This window comes from Stenotrophomonas sp. SMYL20 (assembly GCF_036320045.1).
Lineage (GTDB): Bacteria > Pseudomonadota > Gammaproteobacteria > Xanthomonadales > Xanthomonadaceae > Stenotrophomonas > Stenotrophomonas maltophilia_A.
Map to the genome: position 1 here is coordinate 25,858 of NZ_JAWIRT010000013.1, position 17,008 is coordinate 42,865.

Here is a 17,008-nt window from a genome sequence, read left to right on the forward strand (position 1 = left end):
GCCGGCAGGGCCGGCCCCCCCCCCCCCCCCCCCCCCCCCCCGCGCCCCCCCCCCCCCCCACCCCCCCCCCCCCCCCCCCCCGACTCTACAAAAACCATCGAGCAAACTCGACGCTACATCACCACGGCCGGCGCATGCTCACCGAGGACAGCGCCACGCCGCTGGGATGCGGATAGGTCTCTTCGCGCACGCTGACAAAGCCCTGCCGTTGATAGAACGGCACGGCGTTGAGCGAGGCCGACAGCACTACCTCACGATCACGATCGGCCATCGCCAGCAGGCGCCGCATCAGCGCCTGGCCGATGCCCTTGCCGCCGTGATCCGGATCGACGAACAACGCATCAACCTCGTTGGCATCGGTATCAAACACGCCGAACCCGAGCAGGACACCCTGCCCGTCCTCGGCCACCACGCAGCCCCCCTGCGACAACAGCCGCGCGTACTGCGACGGTGGCGGCGAGGCAGACCAGGGCGCGATGACCTCGGGAGGGTAATGGCTGCTGCAGGTCTCGCGCACACAGCGCGTGCGCAGGGCCCACAGCCTGGCCACATCATCCATGGTGCCGGTCCTGAACTGCATGACGCCTCCTTGTAGAGCCGAGCCCATGCTCGGCTGTTCTTCGTTCCAACAGCGCGATGCCTGATTGAAAGGCAGTCGAGCAAGACTCGACTCTACAGAATCGTTAATCTCGACGCCTGATCGAAAGGCAGTCGAGCAGGGCTCGACGCTACAGCAACGGTTACCGCGACTTGCTGGCGCGCAGCGCCTGGATCTTCGGCGGCGGCTGGAACGAGTCGCTGCGTGCATCGGCCCAGAACGCATGGAACACCGCATGGTCGGGCACCTTGTGCAGCAGTTCGCCTGGTTCCAGGTAGCGGTACAGCGAGGCCAGCGAACGGATTTCCACCGGTGAGACGCGGCGCAGGATGTGCTCCGGCCCCAGCTCGGCAGGATCGTTCAGGCCCGCCGCACACAGCAGCTCCTTCAGGGCGTGCAGCGTGTGCTCGTGGTAACTGTACACACGGGTGGCCTTGTCCGGTGCATCCAGATGCTTCCAGCGTGCAGGGTCCTGGGTCGCGATGCCGGTCGGGCACTTGTCGGTATGGCAGCTCAGTGATTGGATGCAGCCCAGCGCGAACATGAAGCCTCGGCCGGCATTGCACCAGTCAGCCCCCAGCGCGATGGTCCGCGCGATGTCGAACGCGCTGGTGATCTTGCCGGCCGCACCGATGCGGATGCGATCGCGCAGATCCAGGCCGACCAGGGTGTTGTGCACCAACAGCAGCGCTTCGTGCATCGGCACGCCGACATGGTCGACGAACTCCGCCGGTGCCGCACCCGTGCCACCCTCGGCGCCGTCGACCACGATGAAGTCCGGTAGCAGCCCGGTTTCCTGCATCGCCTTGGCAATGCCGAACCACTCCCACGGGTGGCCGATGGCCAGCTTGAAACCGACCGGCTTGCCACCGGACAGCTCGCGCAGGCGTGCAACGAACTGCAGCAGCTCGACCGGCGTCGAGAACGCTGAGTGGCGCGACGGCGACACGCAGTCCACACCCATCGGCACGCCACGCGTCACCGAGATCTCGGCGGTCACCTTCGGCGCCGGCAGCACGCCACCGTGGCCGGGCTTGGCGCCCTGCGACAGCTTGATCTCGATCATCTTGACCTGATCATGGGTGGCATTGGCAACGAAGCGTTCCTCGCTGAAACCGCCCTTCTCGTCACGGCAACCGAAGTAGCCCGAGCCGATCTCCCACACCAGGTCGCCGCCCATCTCGCGGTGGTAGGGCGAGATCGAACCTTCGCCGGTGTCGTGATAGAAGCCACCGCGGCGTGCGCCTTCGTTCAGCGCGCGGATGGCATTGGCCGACAGCGAACCGAAGCTCATCGCCGAGATGTTGAACACGCTGGCCGAATAAGGCTTGGCACAGTTCGGGCCGATCAACACACGGAAGTCATGCTTGGCGATGGCAGTCGGTGCCAGCGAATGGTTGATCCACTCGTAATCCACCGCATAGGTGCTGCGCAGGGTGCCGAACGGCACCGTGTCCATCTCGTTCTTGGCGCGCTGGTAGATCAGTGCACGCTGCTGGCGCGAGAACGGCACGTCTTCCAGGTCGCTCTGCACGAAGTACTGGCGGATCTCCGGGCCGATCGATTCCAGCCCGTAGCGGAAGTGCGCCATCACCGGATAGTTGCGGCGCAGCGTGCTGCGTTTCTGCAGCAGGTCCCAGGTCCCCAGCGCCACCATCGCGGCAGTCAGGCCGACGCCCCAGTACCAGGCCGGCCAGATCGTGGCCAGCCACAGGCATATCGGGAACATCAGGATGGCGAGCAGGTAGACGATATACCGGTGCATGGCTTTCCTCGGTTGCAACTGCCCCCGAGTCTACCGCGCCGCCCGCTGCCAAGGCTTACAAGCGATCGTCAACCACGTTGCGCGGCCAGGCCGATTTCACGTCGTAGACCAGGCCTCCCGGCGCCAGCAGGCCCCGGATTGCGGATTCATCCATCGCCTTGAAACGGGCGTGGGCCACCGCCAGCACCACCGCGTCATAACACCCCGCCCCGGGATCGGCCAGCCAATCCAGGCCCTCGCCGGTCAGCGCCGCCGGGCCGACCCAGGGGTCGCTGACCTCCACCTGCGCACCGGCATCGCGCAGGCGTTGCGCCAGCTCCAGCGCGCGGCTGTTGCGCAGGTCCGGGCAATCCTCCTTGAAGGTCACGCCCAGTACCAGGATGCGTGCGTCCGCCGGCGCACGGCCACGCTCGGCCAGCATCGCCAGCACCCGCGCCGCCACGTGCTCGCCGACGCGGTTGTTGACCTGTCGTGCGGTGTGGATCAGGTCCGGGTGATAGCCCACGCTCTCGGACTTGTGCAGCAGATAGTACGGGTCCACGCCGATGCAGTGGCCGCCGACCAGCCCCGGCCGGAACGGCAGGAAGTTCCACTTGCTGCCGGCGGCGTCCAGTACGTCCTGGGTATCGATGCCCAGCCTGTCGAAGATCAGGGCCAGCTCGTTGACCAGCGCAATGTTGACGTCGCGCTGGATGTTCTCGACCACCTTGGCCGCTTCGGCCACCCGCATCGACGGTGCCGGGAAGGTACCGGCGGCGATGATGCGCTGGTACAGACCATCAATCACCGCAGCGACTTCCGCTGTCGAGCCGGAAGTGATCTTGCGGATGTCGGCCAGGCGCCGCTGGCGGTCGCCGGGGCTGACCCGTTCCGGGCTGTAGCCGCAATAGAAGTCTTCGTTGAAGCGCAGGCCCGAACCCTGCTCCAGCAGCGGCACGCACACTTCCTCGGTGGTACCGGGGTAGACCGTGGACTCGTAGATCACCAGGTCGCCGGCGCGAAGATGACTGGCAATCAGCCGTGTCGCCGAACGCAGGGGCTCCAGGTCGGGCTGCTCGTAAGCATCGATCGGGGTCGGCACGGTGACGATGTAGACGTTGCAGGCATCGAGCAGTGCCGGATCGTTGCCGTACTGCAGCAGCTGCGCACTGGCCAGCTCGTCGGATTCCATTTCCAGCGTGTGGTCCTGGCCGTTGCGCAGCTCGGCGATGCGACCGGCATCGATATCGAAACCCAACGTCGGCCACTGCCGGCCAAACGCCACCGCCAACGGCAGGCCGACGTAGCCCAGGCCGATCACCGCAAACAGGGGTGCGCTGGCCGCCGCTACCGGCGCACTCATCGGCACATCCCGCGCAACGGATGCGATCGCACATACGCTGCCATGGCCTCGGCCAACACACTCATCTGCTGCACCACTCCGGAAAACCTGCGCCAGAAAGGCTACAGCCTACCGGCCCCGGCGCCCTGCCGCCAAGGCGGGCTCAGGACCCCAACGCCACCGCGGCCGGTTCCAGTTCGCCGTCGGCGCCGGTCCAGGCCTGCAGCAGGCGCTCGAATCCACCGCTGCCAAGCCGGAAGCCGGGCCACGCGGCGTCGACGATCTGTGCCAGCAGCTCCGGTTCGATCCGCCGCGTGCCCATCGACCAGCGCGGAAATGCGCGCTGCACCACGGGGGCACGGCACAACACTTTCAGCTGCCCGTGGCTGCGCGCATTGAGGATGCGCTGGAACACCGAATCGATGCCGTCCTCCGGGCCCTCGAGATACTGCAGGAAGCGCGCTCCGTCGAACATCAGCACACCGGTGACACCGGCTACACGATTGAATGCCGTGGCGTCGGCCAGCAGGCGGTCAAGATCGGTTGTCTGCAGATCGGCGCGGGCCTCACTGGCATAGGCAATCGCGTGCAGCGACATCAGGTGGCTCCCCCCTGGGAACGATGGCAGGGACTATGACATGAATGCGATCGACAGTTAAGCACGCCGCGGCCATGATGCAATCCGGTTGCGGAACCGCAGGTGGGCTACAATCGGCGCCGCGCTGCAGGCCCGGATGGCGAAACTGGTAGACGCATCGGACTTAAAATCCGCCGGGGGCAACCCCATGCCGGTTCGATTCCGGCTCCGGGCACCACACGCACGCAGCACATCCCGCTTTCAGATCGCCCGCGAATAACGTGGTTGCTCGTGCGCGGCACGCAGATACGGGTCAAAGCACATCGCAAGCAACCGCAGCAGCGGTCGCCCGGGTTCACTGGCACGCACCACGCCATCGCGGTATTCGGCCAGGCCGTCTTCCTGCAGCCGCTGTACCGAACGCAGGTCCTCGGCGAAGTACTGCTCGAAATCCACGCCGTGACGCTGCCCCAGCAGCACGCCATCCACCTCGCCCTGGCACATCAGCTGCTGGATCAGTTCCGCGCGCAACTGGTCGTCGGCACTCAACGCCACGCCGCGCCAGACCGGCAGCTGGCCCTGGTCCACCGCGTCCTCCCACGACGGCAGGTCGCGCGGATTCTGGCTGTAGGTGGCACCGATGTGGCTGATCGCACTCACACCCAGGCCGAGCAGATCGGTATCGGCGTGGGTGGTATAGCCCATGAAGTTGCGATGCAGCTGGCCGGCGCGTTGTGCGCGCGACAGATCCTCTTCCGGCAACGCAAAGTGATCCATGCCGATGTACTGGTAGCCCGCCGCGGAGAGCTTCTCCACCGCCAGGCCCAGCAGCGCCAGCTTGTCTTCCGGTGACGGCAAGCGGCTTTCGTCGATCTGCTTCTGCGCGCGGAACAGATGCGGCAGATGCGCGTAGCCGTAGACCGCCAGACGGTCCGGGCGCAGCGCCAGCACCAGCTCGAGGGTGCGACCGAAGCCTTCCAGGCTCTGTCCCGGCAACCCATAGATCAGATCGACGTTGACCGAACGCATGCCGCTGTCGCGGCAGGCGCGCAGGATGTCCAGCGTCTGCTGCACGCCCTGCACGCGGTTGATCGATTCCTGCACCTGCGGATCGAAATCCTGCACGCCCAGGCTGGCCCGGTTGAAGCCCAGCCGCGCCAGCATGGCGACGTCGCGGGTGTCGATGAAGCGCGGATCGAGTTCGATCGAGAAATCGCGCTGCGGCGAATCACTGAAATCGAAGCGCCGGCGCAATCCTTCCACCAGCGTGGTCATCGCTTCGGCATCGAGGAAGTTCGGCGTACCACCGCCCAGGTGCAGCTGGATCACTTCACGGCCGTCATCGAACTGCGGCGCCAGCAGGTCGGCCTCGGCCAGCACGCGTGAGACGTAGCTGTGGCCACGACCGCGATCACGGGTGATCACCCGGTTGCAGCCGCAGTAGAAGCAGGGGCTGGAACAGAACGGCACATGCACGTACAACGACAGCGCGCGGGCCAGCTGGTTGCTGTCGGCGATCGCCTGGCGCAGCGCCGGCGCGTCGAAGCCATCATGGAAATGCGGCGCGGTCGGGTACGAGGTGTAGCGAGGGCCCGGCCGGTCGTGCCGGCGCAGAAGATCGGGGTCGAAGGTCCAGGCCAGGCCACCGGCGGCGGGAGAGAACGTGTCCATGCCGCCAGCATCGCGCCGGGCGGCCCGCGCCGCCTTGACCCAGATCAATCCTTGCCGGGGATCCCCAGCACCGGCAGGCCGACCTGCGGCCAGCGCAGCATCTGGTAGCGCTTCCAGAAGGTGTCACCGATGCGCGCGGCCACGTCGTTGGCCAGCTCCTGCATCGGCGGGTTGTTGCATTCGGCGGTGGTGATCCGGAACAGCACCAGCCAGCGGTCGAACAGGTCCTTGTCCAGCTCGATGGCCATGTGCTTGGACATCGGCGAGCCCTTGAACCGGCGGGTGCCGCGCAGCATCGCCGACCAGAAGTCGACCAGCTGCGCCAGGTGCTCGGGCCAATCGTGGACGTGCGCGCCGAACACCGGCCCCAGCCGCTCTTCCTCGCGCACGCGGGCATAGAAGTCGTGAACCAGGCGGGTCACTTCCTGCTCGGTGCACAACTCGGGCGAGGCGACGGGGAGGACAGGCGGCGGTGTTGCGTTCATCGGGGTACCCAAAGCGTGCCGGCAGTGTGCCGCACCCGGCCATCACCACCGTTGATCCAGATCAATGTCGGCGCAGTCCGCTGCGCCTAGGCTGGCACGCTTGCAGGAAGCATGCCCTGCGGATGCGGCGCCGACCCTGGCGAAGTATACGCGCCGCCCACTTTTCGATCCGGGACAGCATGAACAGACCTTCTCCCAACCGCCGCCAGCGGCTGATCCAGCAGTGGGGCGCCATCCTCTGGCCCAGCTTCATCGCCGCCGGCGTGGCCAGCGTGGTGTTCTTCGCCTTCGTCGATCCATTGCGCCTGCAGGCCATCAGTTTCCCGGGCACCGCAATCAGCCGCGAACTGGGCTACACGGCGGGATTCTTCATGTTCTGGTCGGTGACGGCACTGTCCAGCGCGGTCACCTGGTACCTGCAGCGGCCCATGCCGAGCGATGACGACGACGAGCTGCCGCTGGGATGAGCACGTCATGTACCCGGACTCCCCGTCCCTGGCACTGGCGCGGCACGCTCAGCGCCGCCCTGCTGGCGCTGTTCTACGCACTGCCGTGGCTGCGCTGGGAGGGCCGCCAGGCGCTGCTGCTGGACATCAACGCGCGGCGATTCGACCTGTTCGGCTGGACCCTGTGGCCCGGCGACGTCGGCGTACTGATCGGCCTGCTGGCGGTACTGGCCGTCGGCCTGGCGCTGCTTACCCACCTCGCCGGACGCATCTGGTGCGGCCATGCCTGCCCGCAGACGCTGTGGCGGCGCGCCTTCGACTGGATCGCCCGCAGCGCGGCCCGCATGCTGCCGGCACCTGCTGTACGCCCGGTCACTCAGCTTGCCTGGGGACTGCTGTCAGTGTGGACCGGCATTACCTTCGTCGGCCTGTTCAGCCCGATCACCGGCTTGCTGGCCGCCGCGCCAAACGCTGGCTGGAGCGGCTGGGAAACGTTCTGGGTACTGTTCTATGCCGCTGCCACCTGGGGAAACGCCGGTTTCCTGCGCGAGCAGGTCTGCCGTTCGCTGTGCCCGTTCGCACGCATGCAACCACTGCTGACCGATCCGCATACGCCGCGCATGCTGTACGACGCCCGTCGCGGTGAGCCGCGCGGGCCACGTCCATCCGGGCTCGGCGGGGTGCTGGGCCGTGGCCGCGGCCTGCTCGACCCGACCACTGCGCAGGACTACGTATTCCGCGCCGCGCATCCGCTGCTGGCTGGACCGATGCCGACCTTCAGCGCCGACCGTCTGGGTGATTGCACCGATTGCGCGGCCTGCGTCATTGCCTGCCCGATGCAACTGGACATCCGACAGGGACCGCAAGCCGATTGCCTGGCCTGCGGTGCCTGCCTGGAGGCCTGCGCACAACAGCAGCACCGGGCCGGTTTCGGTCCGGCGCTGGTGCGCTACTGCAGTCCGCAGGCAATGGCCGGACAACCGAAGCGCCTGTGGCGACCCCGGACGTTGGCGCTGCTGTCCTTGTTGCTGGCGCTGCTTGCCTGCGGCGCCTGGCGCCTGCTCTGAATCAACGCGACCCGCTGGCGTGCGGCGGCACAAGCTGCGCACGCCGGACGATGCCCAGCTGTTCGATGATCAGCGCCATTTCGTTGGTGACTTCGGTACGCTCGGTCCCCTGCGGGACCAGACGGTCCAGCACCTGCTGGTAGGTATCCCAGAACGCCGGACCGCATCCGTGTTTGTGGTAACTGGCTTCCAGTTCGCGGCGTACCCGTTCAGCCAAGCCATGCATGCCGTATTCCATACGACCTCCGTTGGACTTGTTCTGCATTGTTGACGGTCTACCGACTCACTTGCGTGCTACTGAAAGACTCCCAGGCTTCACGCTTGGTTGACTCCAATTAGTCATAGATTTCACGACAGGTCAATTACATGCGGCGACTTTAGCGATTGAAATTATTAATCGTTCACGAAACTACATACGGGACCCCGGGGCCCCCGGATGGGGTGAAGCCGACAGGCCGCGGGAACCATGGACCGATGACTCCAGTAGATGGCGCCGATTGTGACCCTCAGATCGATCGATCTTGCCTATTTCGCTAAGCATACTTAGCAAATTGCGCTTAGCGTGCTAAATGCGACAAAAGGCGGCGCAAGTCAGATGGATTCGCCCGCCGACGCTTCTGTCGTGGGGAACAGGTTCGGATAGCGCTGATGCAGGATGTACTGCCGCAGGGCCGGAATCGGGAAATCCTTCGGCCATTGCGACACTGCGGAACGGCTGATGCCAAAGAAGCGGGCCAGTTCGGCATCGGTCTGGAATCCCAGCCGGGTGCGCACCTGCCGCTTGCTCCAGAATTCGGTCACGGTCGGTCCTTCTGTTAACCAGACTGATTCTTGCGACAAGGCTTCTTCGCAATCCACGCGTTAAGCTGGCTTGCATAGATGAATACTCTCGGCCAACGACTCGCGGCAGCCATGAAGAAAGCCGGGCACCCACGCCCGGCCGATCTGGCACGCGCCGCCAAATCAACGACAGCAACCATCAGCAACTGGCTCAACGACCACGTGAGCGCCTCGCACGTGAAAGCCGAACAGCTGTTCCGCATCGCCGATGCGGCCAAGCTGGACGCACGCGAGCTGCTGTACGGGGTCAGCGGGCTCGGCGTCGGTGAGCCTGGCAGTGCCTACATCCCCAGCCAGGCCCATCTGGATGTCTGGCAGGACGCCTACGAGCTGGTCAGTCACCTGGTGGCCGAGAACGGGCTGGAGATCGACCATCGCCGCCATGCAGCGTTGGATCTGCTCGCGTTCGAACTGCTGATGGATGGCTTCAGCCGCAGCAAGGTCGCCCGCGTGCTGACGACCTCGATGACGTGAATGCACCGCCGCTGGTAGCATGGACCGCGATGGGGATGGGGCTCCCCCGATAACCGCCTGAGAAGGCTGATGGCTCCTGCCAGGACGAACCCGGTGTTCGTCGACGGCAGGTCGTGCCTGCCCTCGGCGTTCGCCATTGACCCTGCGAACCCGCATTCGAGGCACGCCATGCAAACACTGAACAATTATTTCCTGGTCTTCGTCGGAGGCGGCATCGGTGCCTGCCTGCGCCATGCCTGCAACCTGATCGGCGCGCGGGTGGCCGTCGGCAGTCCCTGGCCCTGGTCGACCTTCCTGATCAACGTCAGCGGCGCCCTGCTGATGGGCGTGGTGGTCGAGGTCTTCGCGATGCGCAATGGCGCCTCGCCGCAGCTGCGCCTGCTGCTGGCCACCGGCATCCTCGGCGGCTACACCACGTTTTCCACCTATGCGCTGGAGATCGGCCTGCTGCTGCAGCGTGGCCAGCATGGGCTGGCGGCACTGTATGCCGGCGGCTCGGTGGCACTGGGCCTGGCCGGCCTGTTCGGTGGGATGAAGCTGGCCCGGCTGGTGCTCGGCTGACGCTCAGGCCGCACTGGCACGGGCCTGTCCCCGCCATTCCCGCGGCGACTGCCCGGTGTGCGCCTTGAACGCGCGCGACAGCGCCGCTTCGCTGCCATAGCCCACATCATCGGCAATCCGCTTCAGCGGCCGCCCCTGGCGCAGTGCCTGCTGCGCCAACCCCACCCGCCAGCCCTGCAGGTACTGGCCCGGCGTGGTGCCCATCGCCTCGCGGAAGCTGGCGGCGAACACGCTGCGTGACATGCCGGCCACTTCGGCCAGGTCCTCCAGCGTCCACGCCTGCGCCGGCGCTTCATGCATCGCCACCAGCGCCAACCGCAGCCGCGGATGACCCAGCCCGGCGAACAGGCCGCCACGCATCTCGCCGCCTTCCATCAGCTGACGCAGCACCTGGATCATCACCACCTCGAACAGCCGGTTGACCATCGCCGCCCGCCCGCAACGCTGCTCGAACGCTTCTTCGAACAGCAGTTCCAGCGCCGCGTTGCCGCCATACAGATCGGCCAGCGGCAGGCAGATGAAATCAGGCAGCGCGGCGCTGATCGGATTGAGCCGGCCGCCCTCGAAATGCAGGTTGGCGCAGGCCATGTCGGCGCCCTGCTGCGGGTCGGTGCTGAAGCGATGCGGCATCGGCCGCGGATACAGCAGCAGGCTCGGCACTTCGACCTGCACGGTCTGCTGCCCGTGGCTGACCTGCACCGGCCCGCGCCGCACCAGGTGCAGCTGACCCGCCTCGTCTTCGCCCTCCAGCGTGTTGATGCCGCACAGCGCACCGGCATGGAACACCGAGGCGGTCACCGCAAAACGTTCAAGCAGTATGGCGAGACGGTCGACCATGACGGGACTCCGGGTCAAGCGAGGCGAGCTCAATGCGACAGATCGTATCGGAATCGCCACCGAGATGGTCGACTGAACGCCGCCCTCTCTGCGCCCTCAAGCCTCCTGTGAATGACGGATCACCACGAAGCCCTCTTCCTGCGCAGGTGCCACGAAGTGACGGGTGATCTGCTCGAAGGCTTCGTCGCTGGCCTGGAACGGGTGCTCCCCGCGCGCGTTGCGGGCATGCAGCCGCGCCTTGCAGATGGCGTCGGCAACATCGAGAAAATGCAGCTGGTGGGCAACACCGGCCGACTCGAACAGTTCGCGGCCCCATGCACGGGCGGCCGGCGTGTTGAACGGAACGTCGAGCACGACCGAAACGCCGACCTGCAGGATTGCGCATACATGCTGCATCAGCGCTCCGCGCAGCGCGGCCGCGCGCTGCAGGTAATCGGCAACGGAATGGATCTGGTCGGGATACAGCGCGGCCAGCCAGGCGTCCTCGCTGATCAGCACGTGACGTGGCTGCGCCGCCAGCTGCTGCGACAGGGTGGATTTGCCGGCACCGATCTTGCCGCACACCAGGTGCAGGGTCGGCGCATTGTCGGTCGATGAAAGATGATGCATCTGCGTTCTCCTCGATGGATTCCAGTACCCGGGAGAGCGCCGCATGCAACCCGCCTTCCCGGGCGGGCTGCATGGCCGTGGCGACCGCGCGCTATCCCGCCTTCCCGTGGGGAATGCGGATAATCGACGCGGTGCTGTGCAGGACCATGCCACCAGCGTAGAGCGCAGCCTGGCCGGCGGGCAATCCCCTGCGGCAGTGCAGCGCGCGCAAGGTTTTGCGGGGATCTATGCTCGGCGCCATTCCCGCATGGAATGACCACGATGCGACCCTTGCTTCGATGCGCCCTCGCCCTCGGCCTTCTGCTGCCTGCGGCATCGCTGCTGGCCGCGCCCCCCACGGCACCACGCATGCTCAGCGGCGAGCTGCAGGGCGCCCCCTGGCGGCTGGACGTGCCGGCTGACTGGAACGGCGACCTGGTGATGCTGGCGCACGGCTACGAGCCGGTGGGCGTGCCACGCACTACGCCGATGACCGCCAATGACAGCACCGCAACGCTGCTGTCCGCAGGCTACGCCGTCGCGCAGAGTGCCTACGCCAGCCAGGGCTGGGCAGTGGCCGATGCGATCACCGACATGGAGCGCCTGCGCCAGCACGCGCTGGGCGAACTCAAGCGCGTGCGCCACACCTGGCTGCTCGGATTCTCGATGGGCGGCGCGGTGGCACTCGCCAGCCTCGAGCGCTACCCGCAGCACTACACGGGTGGCGTCTCGCTGTGCGGTGCCAATCTCAGTGGCGAACAGATCGCCGCAGATCTGCTGACCACGCTGGTCGCCTTCGATTACTTCTTCCCCAACGCTGCAGGCCTGCCGGCCACCGGACTGGCTTCGCATGAAGCGGCCGTGCTGCCGCAGGGAGTGCTCTATCAGGGCATCGCCGACGCGCTGCAACGGAATCCCCAGCATGGCGACGTGCTCGCCAAGCGACTGCAGGTCGCTCCGGATGCACTGGCCGGGACAATCAGCCTGCACACGCTGGTCCTGCATGAACTGGCCACGCGCAGCGGCGGCATGCCGGCCGGCAACCTTGGTGTGGTGTACAGCGGATTCGGTGACGACGCCGCGTTCAATGCCGGCGTGCAGCGCATCGCTCCCGTGCCTGCGGCACAGGCCGATGTCCGCGCGAAGCTGGCACTTAGCGGCGCGTTGAAGCGACCGCTGGTGGTCCAGTTCAACAACAACGATCCCACCATCGTGCCGCACATGCAGGCGGTGTATCCGCAGATGGCCGCACAGGCCGGCGCGCGACCATTGCCGCGCGTGCTGCCGCCGGTGGGCGAAGGGCATTGTGGCTTCTCTGAAGCACAGGTTGTCGATGCCTTGAAGGCAATCCAGCGTTGAGCTCAACGTGTCGCAGCGCATCAGGGGCGCGCCATAAGGACTGCTATGGTGGCCGGGCCCATTGACGAGCACACAAAGGACTGACGTGATGATCAAGACGACCTTGAAGACCGTGATGTTCCTTGGCATGGCCGTGACCGGGCTGGCCTTCGCCGCAGGCCCCTGTGAATTCTGCAGCCAGCAGTACGAATATTGTCTGCGCGCAACTTCAGGTCCACTGGCCAAGACACCCGCAGAATGCCTGGCCCAGTACAAGATGTGCCGCGAAATGGATTGCCAGTCCTCCTGACCGGCATCCGGCCGGCTCCTGCGGGAGCCGGCTCAGCCGGCCACGCTGCCAAACGCTTACGATGCAGGAACCCGCGCAGCATCTGCCGCCGCCCCTCCCTGCTGACACAACGCATACGATGGCCTTCTTCGAACGACTGAGCGACACCCGCTACCTGCCGACCGAACACACGGGCGGCGCCTGGAACATCCGCGAACAACACATCGCACCTGCGATCGGGCTGCTGGCGCACCACCTGGAACGCGACGCCGCAGCGCGTGGGCACGGTTTTCTGATCGCGCGCCTGTCCTACGACATCCTCGGCACCATTCCGATCGAAGCGATGGAGGCCGACGTACAGGTGCTGCGCGGTGGTCGCACCATCGAACTGGTCGAAGCCACGCTGCGCCATGACGATCGCCCGGCGCTGCGCGTGCGTGCATGGCTGATGCGCCCGAACGATACGCAGGCCATCGCCGGCACGCCGATCACCGGCATTGCTCCGCCGGAATCAATGCCCGTGTGGGACCCAGGTACGGTCTGGCCAGGCGGTTTCATCAAGAGCGTGGAGATCCGCCGACATGATCAGGGGCCCGGCCGTGCCACCTACTGGGCGCGCGCGAAGCACGCGCTGCTGGACGGCGAGCCGGTCAGTCCGCTGGCCCGTGCCGCCACCCTGTTCGATCTGTCCAATGGCATGGCCGTGCGCGCCGATCCGAAGGAGGTCGCCTTCCCCAACCTCGATCTGACCGCGCACCTGTTCGGCATGCCCGAAGGCGAGTGGCTGGGCTTCGACACGTCGGTGTCGTTTGGCCACCAGGGTCTCGGCTTGACCAGCACCGTGCTGCACGATGCGCGCGGTCCGATCGGCATGCTCGGCCAGGCACTGACCGTACGCCCGTGACCCCAAAGGGCGGCGTCAGCCGCCCAGCGTACCCATGGTGAAGGTGTAGCCGGAGCTCATCAGGAATTCGCGCATGCGCATCTCCGCGCGCCGCGGTGAGGCGAGGTTGGCCGGTGCATACAGCGCGTAGACCACGCCCGCGCCTTCGATGGCTTCACGCCGCACGCCACAGTGGCGGGTCTCCGAAGCAATCACCCATCCATCCTTCAGCCGATCCGGTCCGATCGACTGGCCGTTCATCAGGCGGAACGTCAGCCAACGTACTTCCACAGAAGATTTGCTCATTGCCGGCATACCGCCAGCGTGCCGCGATCGTTCATGTCCTTGCTCGCCATTGCAGCTCCCTAAGACTTGGAACTCGACCATAGCGCCTTGCCATGTCGTGGGCGAATGAGACTGGAGGGGCCCTTATGTCGCCAGGCCGAACCGCGTCCACAGCGCTTCGCGCCCCGGCTGCGTCAGGCGCAGTTCGCGTCGACCCTCAACCCGCCGAAGCCAATCGTTCTTCACGAAGCTGTCCAGCATCGCCTCGCCGACCAGCCCGGCCAGATGCGGGCGCCGCTCGGTGCAGTCCAGGCATCCTCGGCAGTAGCGCGCAGGCTTGACCGTCACGGGAAGCCGCAGCAGCTCAGCCAGCGGCTGGCCGAGCTCCTGCAGGAACGCTGCGCCCTCCACACTCACCTGCCAATGCGCCTGGTGCGGGACCAGGTGCCCTGCCTGCAACAAGCGGTCGGTAATCGCCACCGCATGCACACCGGCCAGATGCCGGTAGCAGGAACGCGCCTGGCGCAACGCCGGCATGCTGCGTGATGCCTCAGCGGTGCAGGACGGCGTGCGGTCCGCAACGCGCAGGATGCCCTCCAGCATGTCGGCGACTTCGTGCGAGGCCAGCCGGTGATAGCGATGGCGCCCCTGCGCGACAGCGACCAGCAGGTCGCCCTCGACCAGCCTGCGCAGATGCGTGCTCGCCGTCTGCGGTGTTACCCCAGCCACGCGTGCCAGCTCCGTCGCGGTATACGCACGCCCATCCATCAACTGCAGCAGCATGGATGCGCGCGCCTGGTCGCCAACCAGGGCACCGACGCTGACAAGGGAACCGGAGGTGTGGACCATGCCCGCATTGTGGCACGCCGTTGCAGGCCGACAGTTCGATGCAGGCCGAAGCGTCGGCACCCGCTGCCACGGCACAGTGGCCACCCCGATAGTGCAAGGCCTGCCGTGAAAACCGCTCCGATTCCCCGCCGCCGCATCACCCCTTCGGTCCTGTACCCGGGCACGCCTGTGCTGCTGATGACCACGCTGAACGACGACGGCAGCAGCAACATCAGTCCGTTGTCTTCGTTCTGGGCCCTGGGCAACCGGGTGGTGCTGGGCCTCGGCGTGCAGGGTCAGGGCTATCGCAACCTGCAGCTGCGCAACGAGTGCGTACTGAACTTCCCATCCTCCGCGCAGGCCGCACAGGTCGAGGCCATCGCGCGCGCGACAGGCTGCGATCCGGTGCCCACTGCCAAACAGGCGATGGGCTACGTGCACGTCCGCGACAAGTTCGCGCTCGGGGGCTTCAGTGCGGTCGCCTCGACGCACGTCGCACCAGAGGCGATTGCCGAGTGCCCGCTGCAGGTGGAAGTCAGCGTGATGGCGATGCACCCGCCCGGCGAGGATGACGGTCAGGGCTTCGTGATCGTCGAAGGACGGATCCGTTGCGTGCATGCGCACGAAGCGATCACCGTGGCTGGCACCCAGCACATCGATGTCGCCCACTGGAAACCGTTGATCTATCTGTTCCGCCACTACCTGAGCGTGGGTGAACCAGTCGGGCGCAACTTCCGCGCGCAGACGCCGGTCCACGATCCGGCGTAGAGCGGGTGATTCAAGGTGCCGGCGATGGTGGGTGGCTGGTCACTGAAATCCAGTACGACACCATGTCCACATAGCGGCCGTCGCGCTTCACCGCGCGCGGCTCGACGCCGGATTCGGTGAAACCCAGCGATTCATACAGCGCGCGCGCGGCGGCGTTGTCCGCCAGCACCGTGAGAGTGAGCGATTCGATGCCTTCCGCGCGCGCAGCCGCGAACGCGGCAAGAAGAAGCTGACGGGCGACACCCTGGCCTCGATGGCCAGCACCCACATGGACACTGTGCACTTCCGCCGTATGCCGTCGCGCCATCCGCACCGGGCGTACGTAACGCAGGAAACCTACCAGCATGCCGTCAACGAACGTGCCGAAGTAGCGCGTGCCGGGATCGCCAAGCTGGGCGCGCATCACGTCCGCCGAGTCATTCTGCGCCTCGGCCAGCGTGGACAGGAACGCCGCAGGCGACTCGCGAAGGGCCTGCAACCGTGCTTGCCAGAGAGTATCGGCGTCGTCAGCGCCGAGTTGCCGGAGAAGCATGCGACACACCTGTGAGGTTGCTGATGCACAGGTGCCCAGCCTAGCGCGGGTTCGCCTGATACGGCGTGCATGCAAGAATGAAGACAGCTCCTTCTTCACTCTCCGCCATGACTGAACTTCAGATTCCCCGCGTTGGATGCGGCGCCGTCGTCCGTGATGCCGACGGCCGCATCCTGCTGATCCAGCGCGGACGCGATCCGGAGCGCGGGCACTGGGGCCTGCCCGGCGGCAAAGTCGACTGGATGGAAACGGTGGAGGCTGCCGTGGTCCGCGAAACTCGCGAGGAGACGGCGTTGGAAGTGACGCTGCTGCGCCTGCTGTGCGTGGCCGATCATTTCGAGCCGGCGCTTGCGCAGCACTGGGTCGCGCCGATCTTCGAGGCTCGGGCACCTGCCGGTGCCGAGGCCTCCATCCAGGAGCCGGGTGTGCAGACAGGGCTGGGCTGGTTCGCGCTGGATGCGCTGCCCCAGCCACTGACCCAGGCCACGGTGCAGGCGCTGGCCAGGCTGTAGCGAGTATCGATCCGGACGCAGGTTAGCTGGCATCCAGACAAACAAAAAAGCCCTGACCGGAGTCAGGGCTTTTCAATTGGAGGCCTCAAGCGGAATCGAACCGCTGTAAACGGATTTGCAATCCGGTGCATAGCCACTCTGCCATGAGGCCAACGTACTGCGCGCCAGGAACGGAGCCCTGACAAGACAAAACCCCATGATGGGGCCTGTCGGAACATGGAGCGGGAAACGAGACTCGAACTCGCGACCTCAACCTTGGCAAGGTTGCGCTCTACCAACTGAGCTATTCCCGCGTAAGCCGCCATGGTACCGGAAATCCGGAACACACACCAGCGATTTCACT

At 66.1% G+C, this 17,008-nt stretch carries 22 protein-coding genes, 3 tRNA genes and 1 riboswitch; of the genes, 10 read left to right on the forward strand and 15 right to left on the reverse strand.

Features of this window, described 5'->3' with window-relative positions:
- Positions 1-118 precede the first annotated feature (118 nt).
- The 4 genes from V3B48_RS11495 to V3B48_RS11510 form a co-directional block, all read right to left on the reverse strand.
- Positions 119-580: a GNAT family N-acetyltransferase gene (locus V3B48_RS11495; protein WP_329893769.1), complete on the reverse strand. Its 462-nt coding sequence runs from the start codon at positions 578-580 to the stop codon at positions 119-121.
- A gap of 160 nt (positions 581-740) precedes the next feature.
- Complete coding sequence (locus tag V3B48_RS11500; RefSeq protein ID WP_049420983.1) at positions 741-2,363, reverse strand: FMN-binding glutamate synthase family protein; 1,623 nt, start codon at positions 2,361-2,363, stop codon at positions 741-743.
- A 55-nt stretch (positions 2,364-2,418) separates the two neighbouring features.
- On the reverse strand, positions 2,419-3,705 hold the full coding sequence (locus V3B48_RS11505; protein WP_329893770.1) for a nucleotide sugar dehydrogenase: 1,287 nt from the start codon (positions 3,703-3,705) through the stop codon (positions 2,419-2,421).
- A 142-nt stretch (positions 3,706-3,847) separates the two neighbouring features.
- Positions 3,848-4,282 carry a BLUF domain-containing protein gene (locus V3B48_RS11510; RefSeq protein WP_329893771.1) on the reverse strand — a complete coding sequence of 145 codons (435 nt, stop codon included), beginning with the start codon at positions 4,280-4,282 and terminating at the stop codon, positions 3,848-3,850.
- Between the two features lie 130 nt (positions 4,283-4,412).
- Here V3B48_RS11510 and V3B48_RS11515 point away from each other — a divergent pair.
- Positions 4,413-4,499, forward strand: a tRNA-Leu gene (locus tag V3B48_RS11515).
- Between the two features lie 23 nt (positions 4,500-4,522).
- Here the strand turns inward: V3B48_RS11515 and hemN are convergent.
- Together hemN and V3B48_RS11525 are read right to left on the reverse strand one after the other, a co-directional pair.
- A complete protein-coding gene (gene hemN / locus V3B48_RS11520) occupies positions 4,523-5,932 on the reverse strand; it encodes an oxygen-independent coproporphyrinogen III oxidase (protein ID WP_132809774.1) in 1,410 nt (469 codons plus the stop codon).
- Between the two features lie 44 nt (positions 5,933-5,976).
- Positions 5,977-6,417, reverse strand: coding sequence for a group III truncated hemoglobin (locus tag V3B48_RS11525; RefSeq protein ID WP_049399954.1), 441 nt, complete (start codon positions 6,415-6,417; stop codon positions 5,977-5,979).
- Between the two features lie 179 nt (positions 6,418-6,596).
- Here V3B48_RS11525 and V3B48_RS11530 point away from each other — a divergent pair, with 179 nt between their 5' ends.
- Together V3B48_RS11530 and V3B48_RS11535 are read left to right on the forward strand one after the other, a co-directional pair.
- Positions 6,597-6,884 (forward strand): hypothetical protein, encoded by a 288-nt coding sequence (locus V3B48_RS11530; protein WP_010486039.1) that lies wholly within the window; start codon positions 6,597-6,599, stop codon positions 6,882-6,884.
- Positions 6,881-7,930, forward strand: a complete 1,050-nt coding sequence (locus V3B48_RS11535) for a 4Fe-4S dicluster domain-containing protein (RefSeq protein WP_121503772.1) — start codon at positions 6,881-6,883, stop codon at positions 7,928-7,930. The genes V3B48_RS11530 and V3B48_RS11535 overlap by 4 nt, the downstream gene beginning before the upstream one ends.
- Before the next feature lies 1 nt (position 7,931).
- Here the strand turns inward: V3B48_RS11535 and V3B48_RS11540 are convergent, their stop codons facing one another.
- Together V3B48_RS11540 and V3B48_RS11545 are read right to left on the reverse strand one after the other, a co-directional pair.
- The gene (locus V3B48_RS11540) at positions 7,932-8,168 is read right to left on the reverse strand and encodes a hypothetical protein (protein ID WP_032128931.1); all 237 of its coding nucleotides are present in this window, start codon (positions 8,166-8,168) and stop codon (positions 7,932-7,934) included.
- A 353-nt stretch (positions 8,169-8,521) separates the two neighbouring features.
- The gene (locus V3B48_RS11545; protein ID WP_032128930.1) at positions 8,522-8,731 is read right to left on the reverse strand and encodes a hypothetical protein; all 210 of its coding nucleotides are present in this window, start codon (positions 8,729-8,731) and stop codon (positions 8,522-8,524) included.
- Between the two features lie 111 nt (positions 8,732-8,842).
- On the opposite strand from V3B48_RS11545, the gene V3B48_RS11550 reads away from it, so the two are divergent.
- Positions 8,843-9,244: a transcriptional regulator gene (locus V3B48_RS11550; RefSeq protein WP_010486043.1), complete on the forward strand. Its 402-nt coding sequence runs from the start codon at positions 8,843-8,845 to the stop codon at positions 9,242-9,244.
- Positions 9,245-9,266: 22 nt separating this feature from the next.
- Positions 9,267-9,330, forward strand: a riboswitch (Fluoride riboswitch).
- A gap of 82 nt (positions 9,331-9,412) precedes the next feature.
- Positions 9,413-9,805 carry a fluoride efflux transporter CrcB gene (gene crcB, locus V3B48_RS11555; protein ID WP_032128929.1) on the forward strand — a complete coding sequence of 131 codons (393 nt, stop codon included), beginning with the start codon at positions 9,413-9,415 and terminating at the stop codon, positions 9,803-9,805.
- A gap of 3 nt (positions 9,806-9,808) precedes the next feature.
- Here the strand turns inward: crcB and V3B48_RS11560 are convergent, their stop codons facing one another.
- Together V3B48_RS11560 and V3B48_RS11565 are read right to left on the reverse strand one after the other, a co-directional pair.
- A complete protein-coding gene (locus V3B48_RS11560; RefSeq protein WP_032128928.1) occupies positions 9,809-10,642 on the reverse strand; it encodes an AraC family transcriptional regulator in 834 nt (277 codons plus the stop codon).
- Between the two features lie 96 nt (positions 10,643-10,738).
- Positions 10,739-11,251: an ATP-binding protein gene (locus tag V3B48_RS11565; protein ID WP_125894742.1), complete on the reverse strand. Its 513-nt coding sequence runs from the start codon at positions 11,249-11,251 to the stop codon at positions 10,739-10,741.
- A 261-nt stretch (positions 11,252-11,512) separates the two neighbouring features.
- On the opposite strand from V3B48_RS11565, the gene V3B48_RS11570 reads away from it, so the two are divergent.
- From V3B48_RS11570 to V3B48_RS11580, 3 genes are all read left to right on the forward strand, one after another.
- Positions 11,513-12,589: a hypothetical protein gene (locus V3B48_RS11570; protein WP_329893772.1), complete on the forward strand. Its 1,077-nt coding sequence runs from the start codon at positions 11,513-11,515 to the stop codon at positions 12,587-12,589.
- An 88-nt stretch (positions 12,590-12,677) separates the two neighbouring features.
- Entirely contained in the window at positions 12,678-12,878 is a 201-nt protein-coding gene (locus V3B48_RS11575; RefSeq protein ID WP_032128925.1) for a hypothetical protein, read from the forward strand.
- A 118-nt stretch (positions 12,879-12,996) separates the two neighbouring features.
- Entirely contained in the window at positions 12,997-13,761 is a 765-nt protein-coding gene (locus V3B48_RS11580; protein ID WP_329893773.1) for a thioesterase family protein, read from the forward strand.
- A gap of 15 nt (positions 13,762-13,776) precedes the next feature.
- Here V3B48_RS11580 and V3B48_RS11585 read toward each other — a convergent pair whose 3' ends face one another.
- Together V3B48_RS11585 and V3B48_RS11590 are read right to left on the reverse strand one after the other, a co-directional pair.
- A complete protein-coding gene (locus V3B48_RS11585; protein ID WP_032128923.1) occupies positions 13,777-14,046 on the reverse strand; it encodes a hypothetical protein in 270 nt (89 codons plus the stop codon).
- A 123-nt stretch (positions 14,047-14,169) separates the two neighbouring features.
- Positions 14,170-14,874 carry a winged helix-turn-helix domain-containing protein gene (locus V3B48_RS11590; protein ID WP_049399948.1) on the reverse strand — a complete coding sequence of 235 codons (705 nt, stop codon included), beginning with the start codon at positions 14,872-14,874 and terminating at the stop codon, positions 14,170-14,172.
- A 105-nt stretch (positions 14,875-14,979) separates the two neighbouring features.
- Between V3B48_RS11590 and V3B48_RS11595 the strand changes: the two genes are divergently transcribed.
- Entirely contained in the window at positions 14,980-15,621 is a 642-nt protein-coding gene (locus V3B48_RS11595; RefSeq protein ID WP_107432308.1) for a flavin reductase, read from the forward strand.
- 10 nt (positions 15,622-15,631) lie between these two features.
- Here the strand turns inward: V3B48_RS11595 and V3B48_RS11600 are convergent, their stop codons facing one another.
- Positions 15,632-16,153 (reverse strand): GNAT family N-acetyltransferase, encoded by a 522-nt coding sequence (locus V3B48_RS11600; RefSeq protein ID WP_329893774.1) that lies wholly within the window; start codon positions 16,151-16,153, stop codon positions 15,632-15,634.
- Between the two features lie 107 nt (positions 16,154-16,260).
- On the opposite strand from V3B48_RS11600, the gene V3B48_RS11605 reads away from it, so the two are divergent.
- On the forward strand, positions 16,261-16,665 hold the full coding sequence (locus tag V3B48_RS11605) for an NUDIX domain-containing protein (RefSeq protein ID WP_049420992.1): 405 nt from the start codon (positions 16,261-16,263) through the stop codon (positions 16,663-16,665).
- A gap of 77 nt (positions 16,666-16,742) precedes the next feature.
- Here the strand turns inward: V3B48_RS11605 and V3B48_RS11610 are convergent.
- Both V3B48_RS11610 and V3B48_RS11615 read right to left on the reverse strand, forming a co-directional pair.
- Positions 16,743-16,816: transfer RNA gene (locus tag V3B48_RS11610), tRNA-Cys, on the reverse strand.
- A 66-nt stretch (positions 16,817-16,882) separates the two neighbouring features.
- Positions 16,883-16,958: transfer RNA gene (locus V3B48_RS11615), tRNA-Gly, on the reverse strand.
- Positions 16,959-17,008 lie beyond the last annotated feature (50 nt).

What these genes read in the sequence shown, in the direction of transcription:
- V3B48_RS11495 (WP_329893769.1), bottom strand. Translation starts at nt 580, where the DNA reads ATGCAGTTCAGGACCGGCACCATGGATGATGTGGCCAGGCTGTGGGCC.
- V3B48_RS11500 (WP_049420983.1), bottom strand. Translation starts at nt 2,363, where the DNA reads ATGCACCGGTATATCGTCTACCTGCTCGCCATCCTGATGTTCCCGATA.
- V3B48_RS11505 (WP_329893770.1), bottom strand. Translation starts at nt 3,705, where the DNA reads ATGAGTGCGCCGGTAGCGGCGGCCAGCGCACCCCTGTTTGCGGTGATC.
- V3B48_RS11510 (WP_329893771.1), bottom strand. Translation starts at nt 4,282, where the DNA reads ATGTCGCTGCACGCGATTGCCTATGCCAGTGAGGCCCGCGCCGATCTG.
- hemN (WP_132809774.1), bottom strand. Translation starts at nt 5,932, where the DNA reads ATGGACACGTTCTCTCCCGCCGCCGGTGGCCTGGCCTGGACCTTCGAC.
- V3B48_RS11525 (WP_049399954.1), bottom strand. Translation starts at nt 6,417, where the DNA reads ATGAACGCAACACCGCCGCCTGTCCTCCCCGTCGCCTCGCCCGAGTTG.
- V3B48_RS11530 (WP_010486039.1), top strand. Translation starts at nt 6,597, where the DNA reads ATGAACAGACCTTCTCCCAACCGCCGCCAGCGGCTGATCCAGCAGTGG.
- V3B48_RS11535 (WP_121503772.1), top strand. Translation starts at nt 6,881, where the DNA reads ATGAGCACGTCATGTACCCGGACTCCCCGTCCCTGGCACTGGCGCGGC.
- V3B48_RS11540 (WP_032128931.1), bottom strand. Translation starts at nt 8,168, where the DNA reads ATGGAATACGGCATGCATGGCTTGGCTGAACGGGTACGCCGCGAACTG.
- V3B48_RS11550 (WP_010486043.1), top strand. Translation starts at nt 8,843, where the DNA reads ATGAAGAAAGCCGGGCACCCACGCCCGGCCGATCTGGCACGCGCCGCC.
- crcB (WP_032128929.1), top strand. Translation starts at nt 9,413, where the DNA reads ATGCAAACACTGAACAATTATTTCCTGGTCTTCGTCGGAGGCGGCATC.
- V3B48_RS11560 (WP_032128928.1), bottom strand. Translation starts at nt 10,642, where the DNA reads ATGGTCGACCGTCTCGCCATACTGCTTGAACGTTTTGCGGTGACCGCC.
- V3B48_RS11565 (WP_125894742.1), bottom strand. Translation starts at nt 11,251, where the DNA reads ATGCATCATCTTTCATCGACCGACAATGCGCCGACCCTGCACCTGGTG.
- V3B48_RS11570 (WP_329893772.1), top strand. Translation starts at nt 11,513, where the DNA reads ATGCGACCCTTGCTTCGATGCGCCCTCGCCCTCGGCCTTCTGCTGCCT.
- V3B48_RS11575 (WP_032128925.1), top strand. Translation starts at nt 12,678, where the DNA reads ATGATCAAGACGACCTTGAAGACCGTGATGTTCCTTGGCATGGCCGTG.
- V3B48_RS11580 (WP_329893773.1), top strand. Translation starts at nt 12,997, where the DNA reads ATGGCCTTCTTCGAACGACTGAGCGACACCCGCTACCTGCCGACCGAA.
- V3B48_RS11585 (WP_032128923.1), bottom strand. Translation starts at nt 14,046, where the DNA reads ATGAGCAAATCTTCTGTGGAAGTACGTTGGCTGACGTTCCGCCTGATG.
- V3B48_RS11590 (WP_049399948.1), bottom strand. Translation starts at nt 14,874, where the DNA reads ATGGTCCACACCTCCGGTTCCCTTGTCAGCGTCGGTGCCCTGGTTGGC.
- V3B48_RS11600 (WP_329893774.1), bottom strand. Translation starts at nt 16,153, where the DNA reads ATGCTTCTCCGGCAACTCGGCGCTGACGACGCCGATACTCTCTGGCAA.
- V3B48_RS11605 (WP_049420992.1), top strand. Translation starts at nt 16,261, where the DNA reads ATGACTGAACTTCAGATTCCCCGCGTTGGATGCGGCGCCGTCGTCCGT.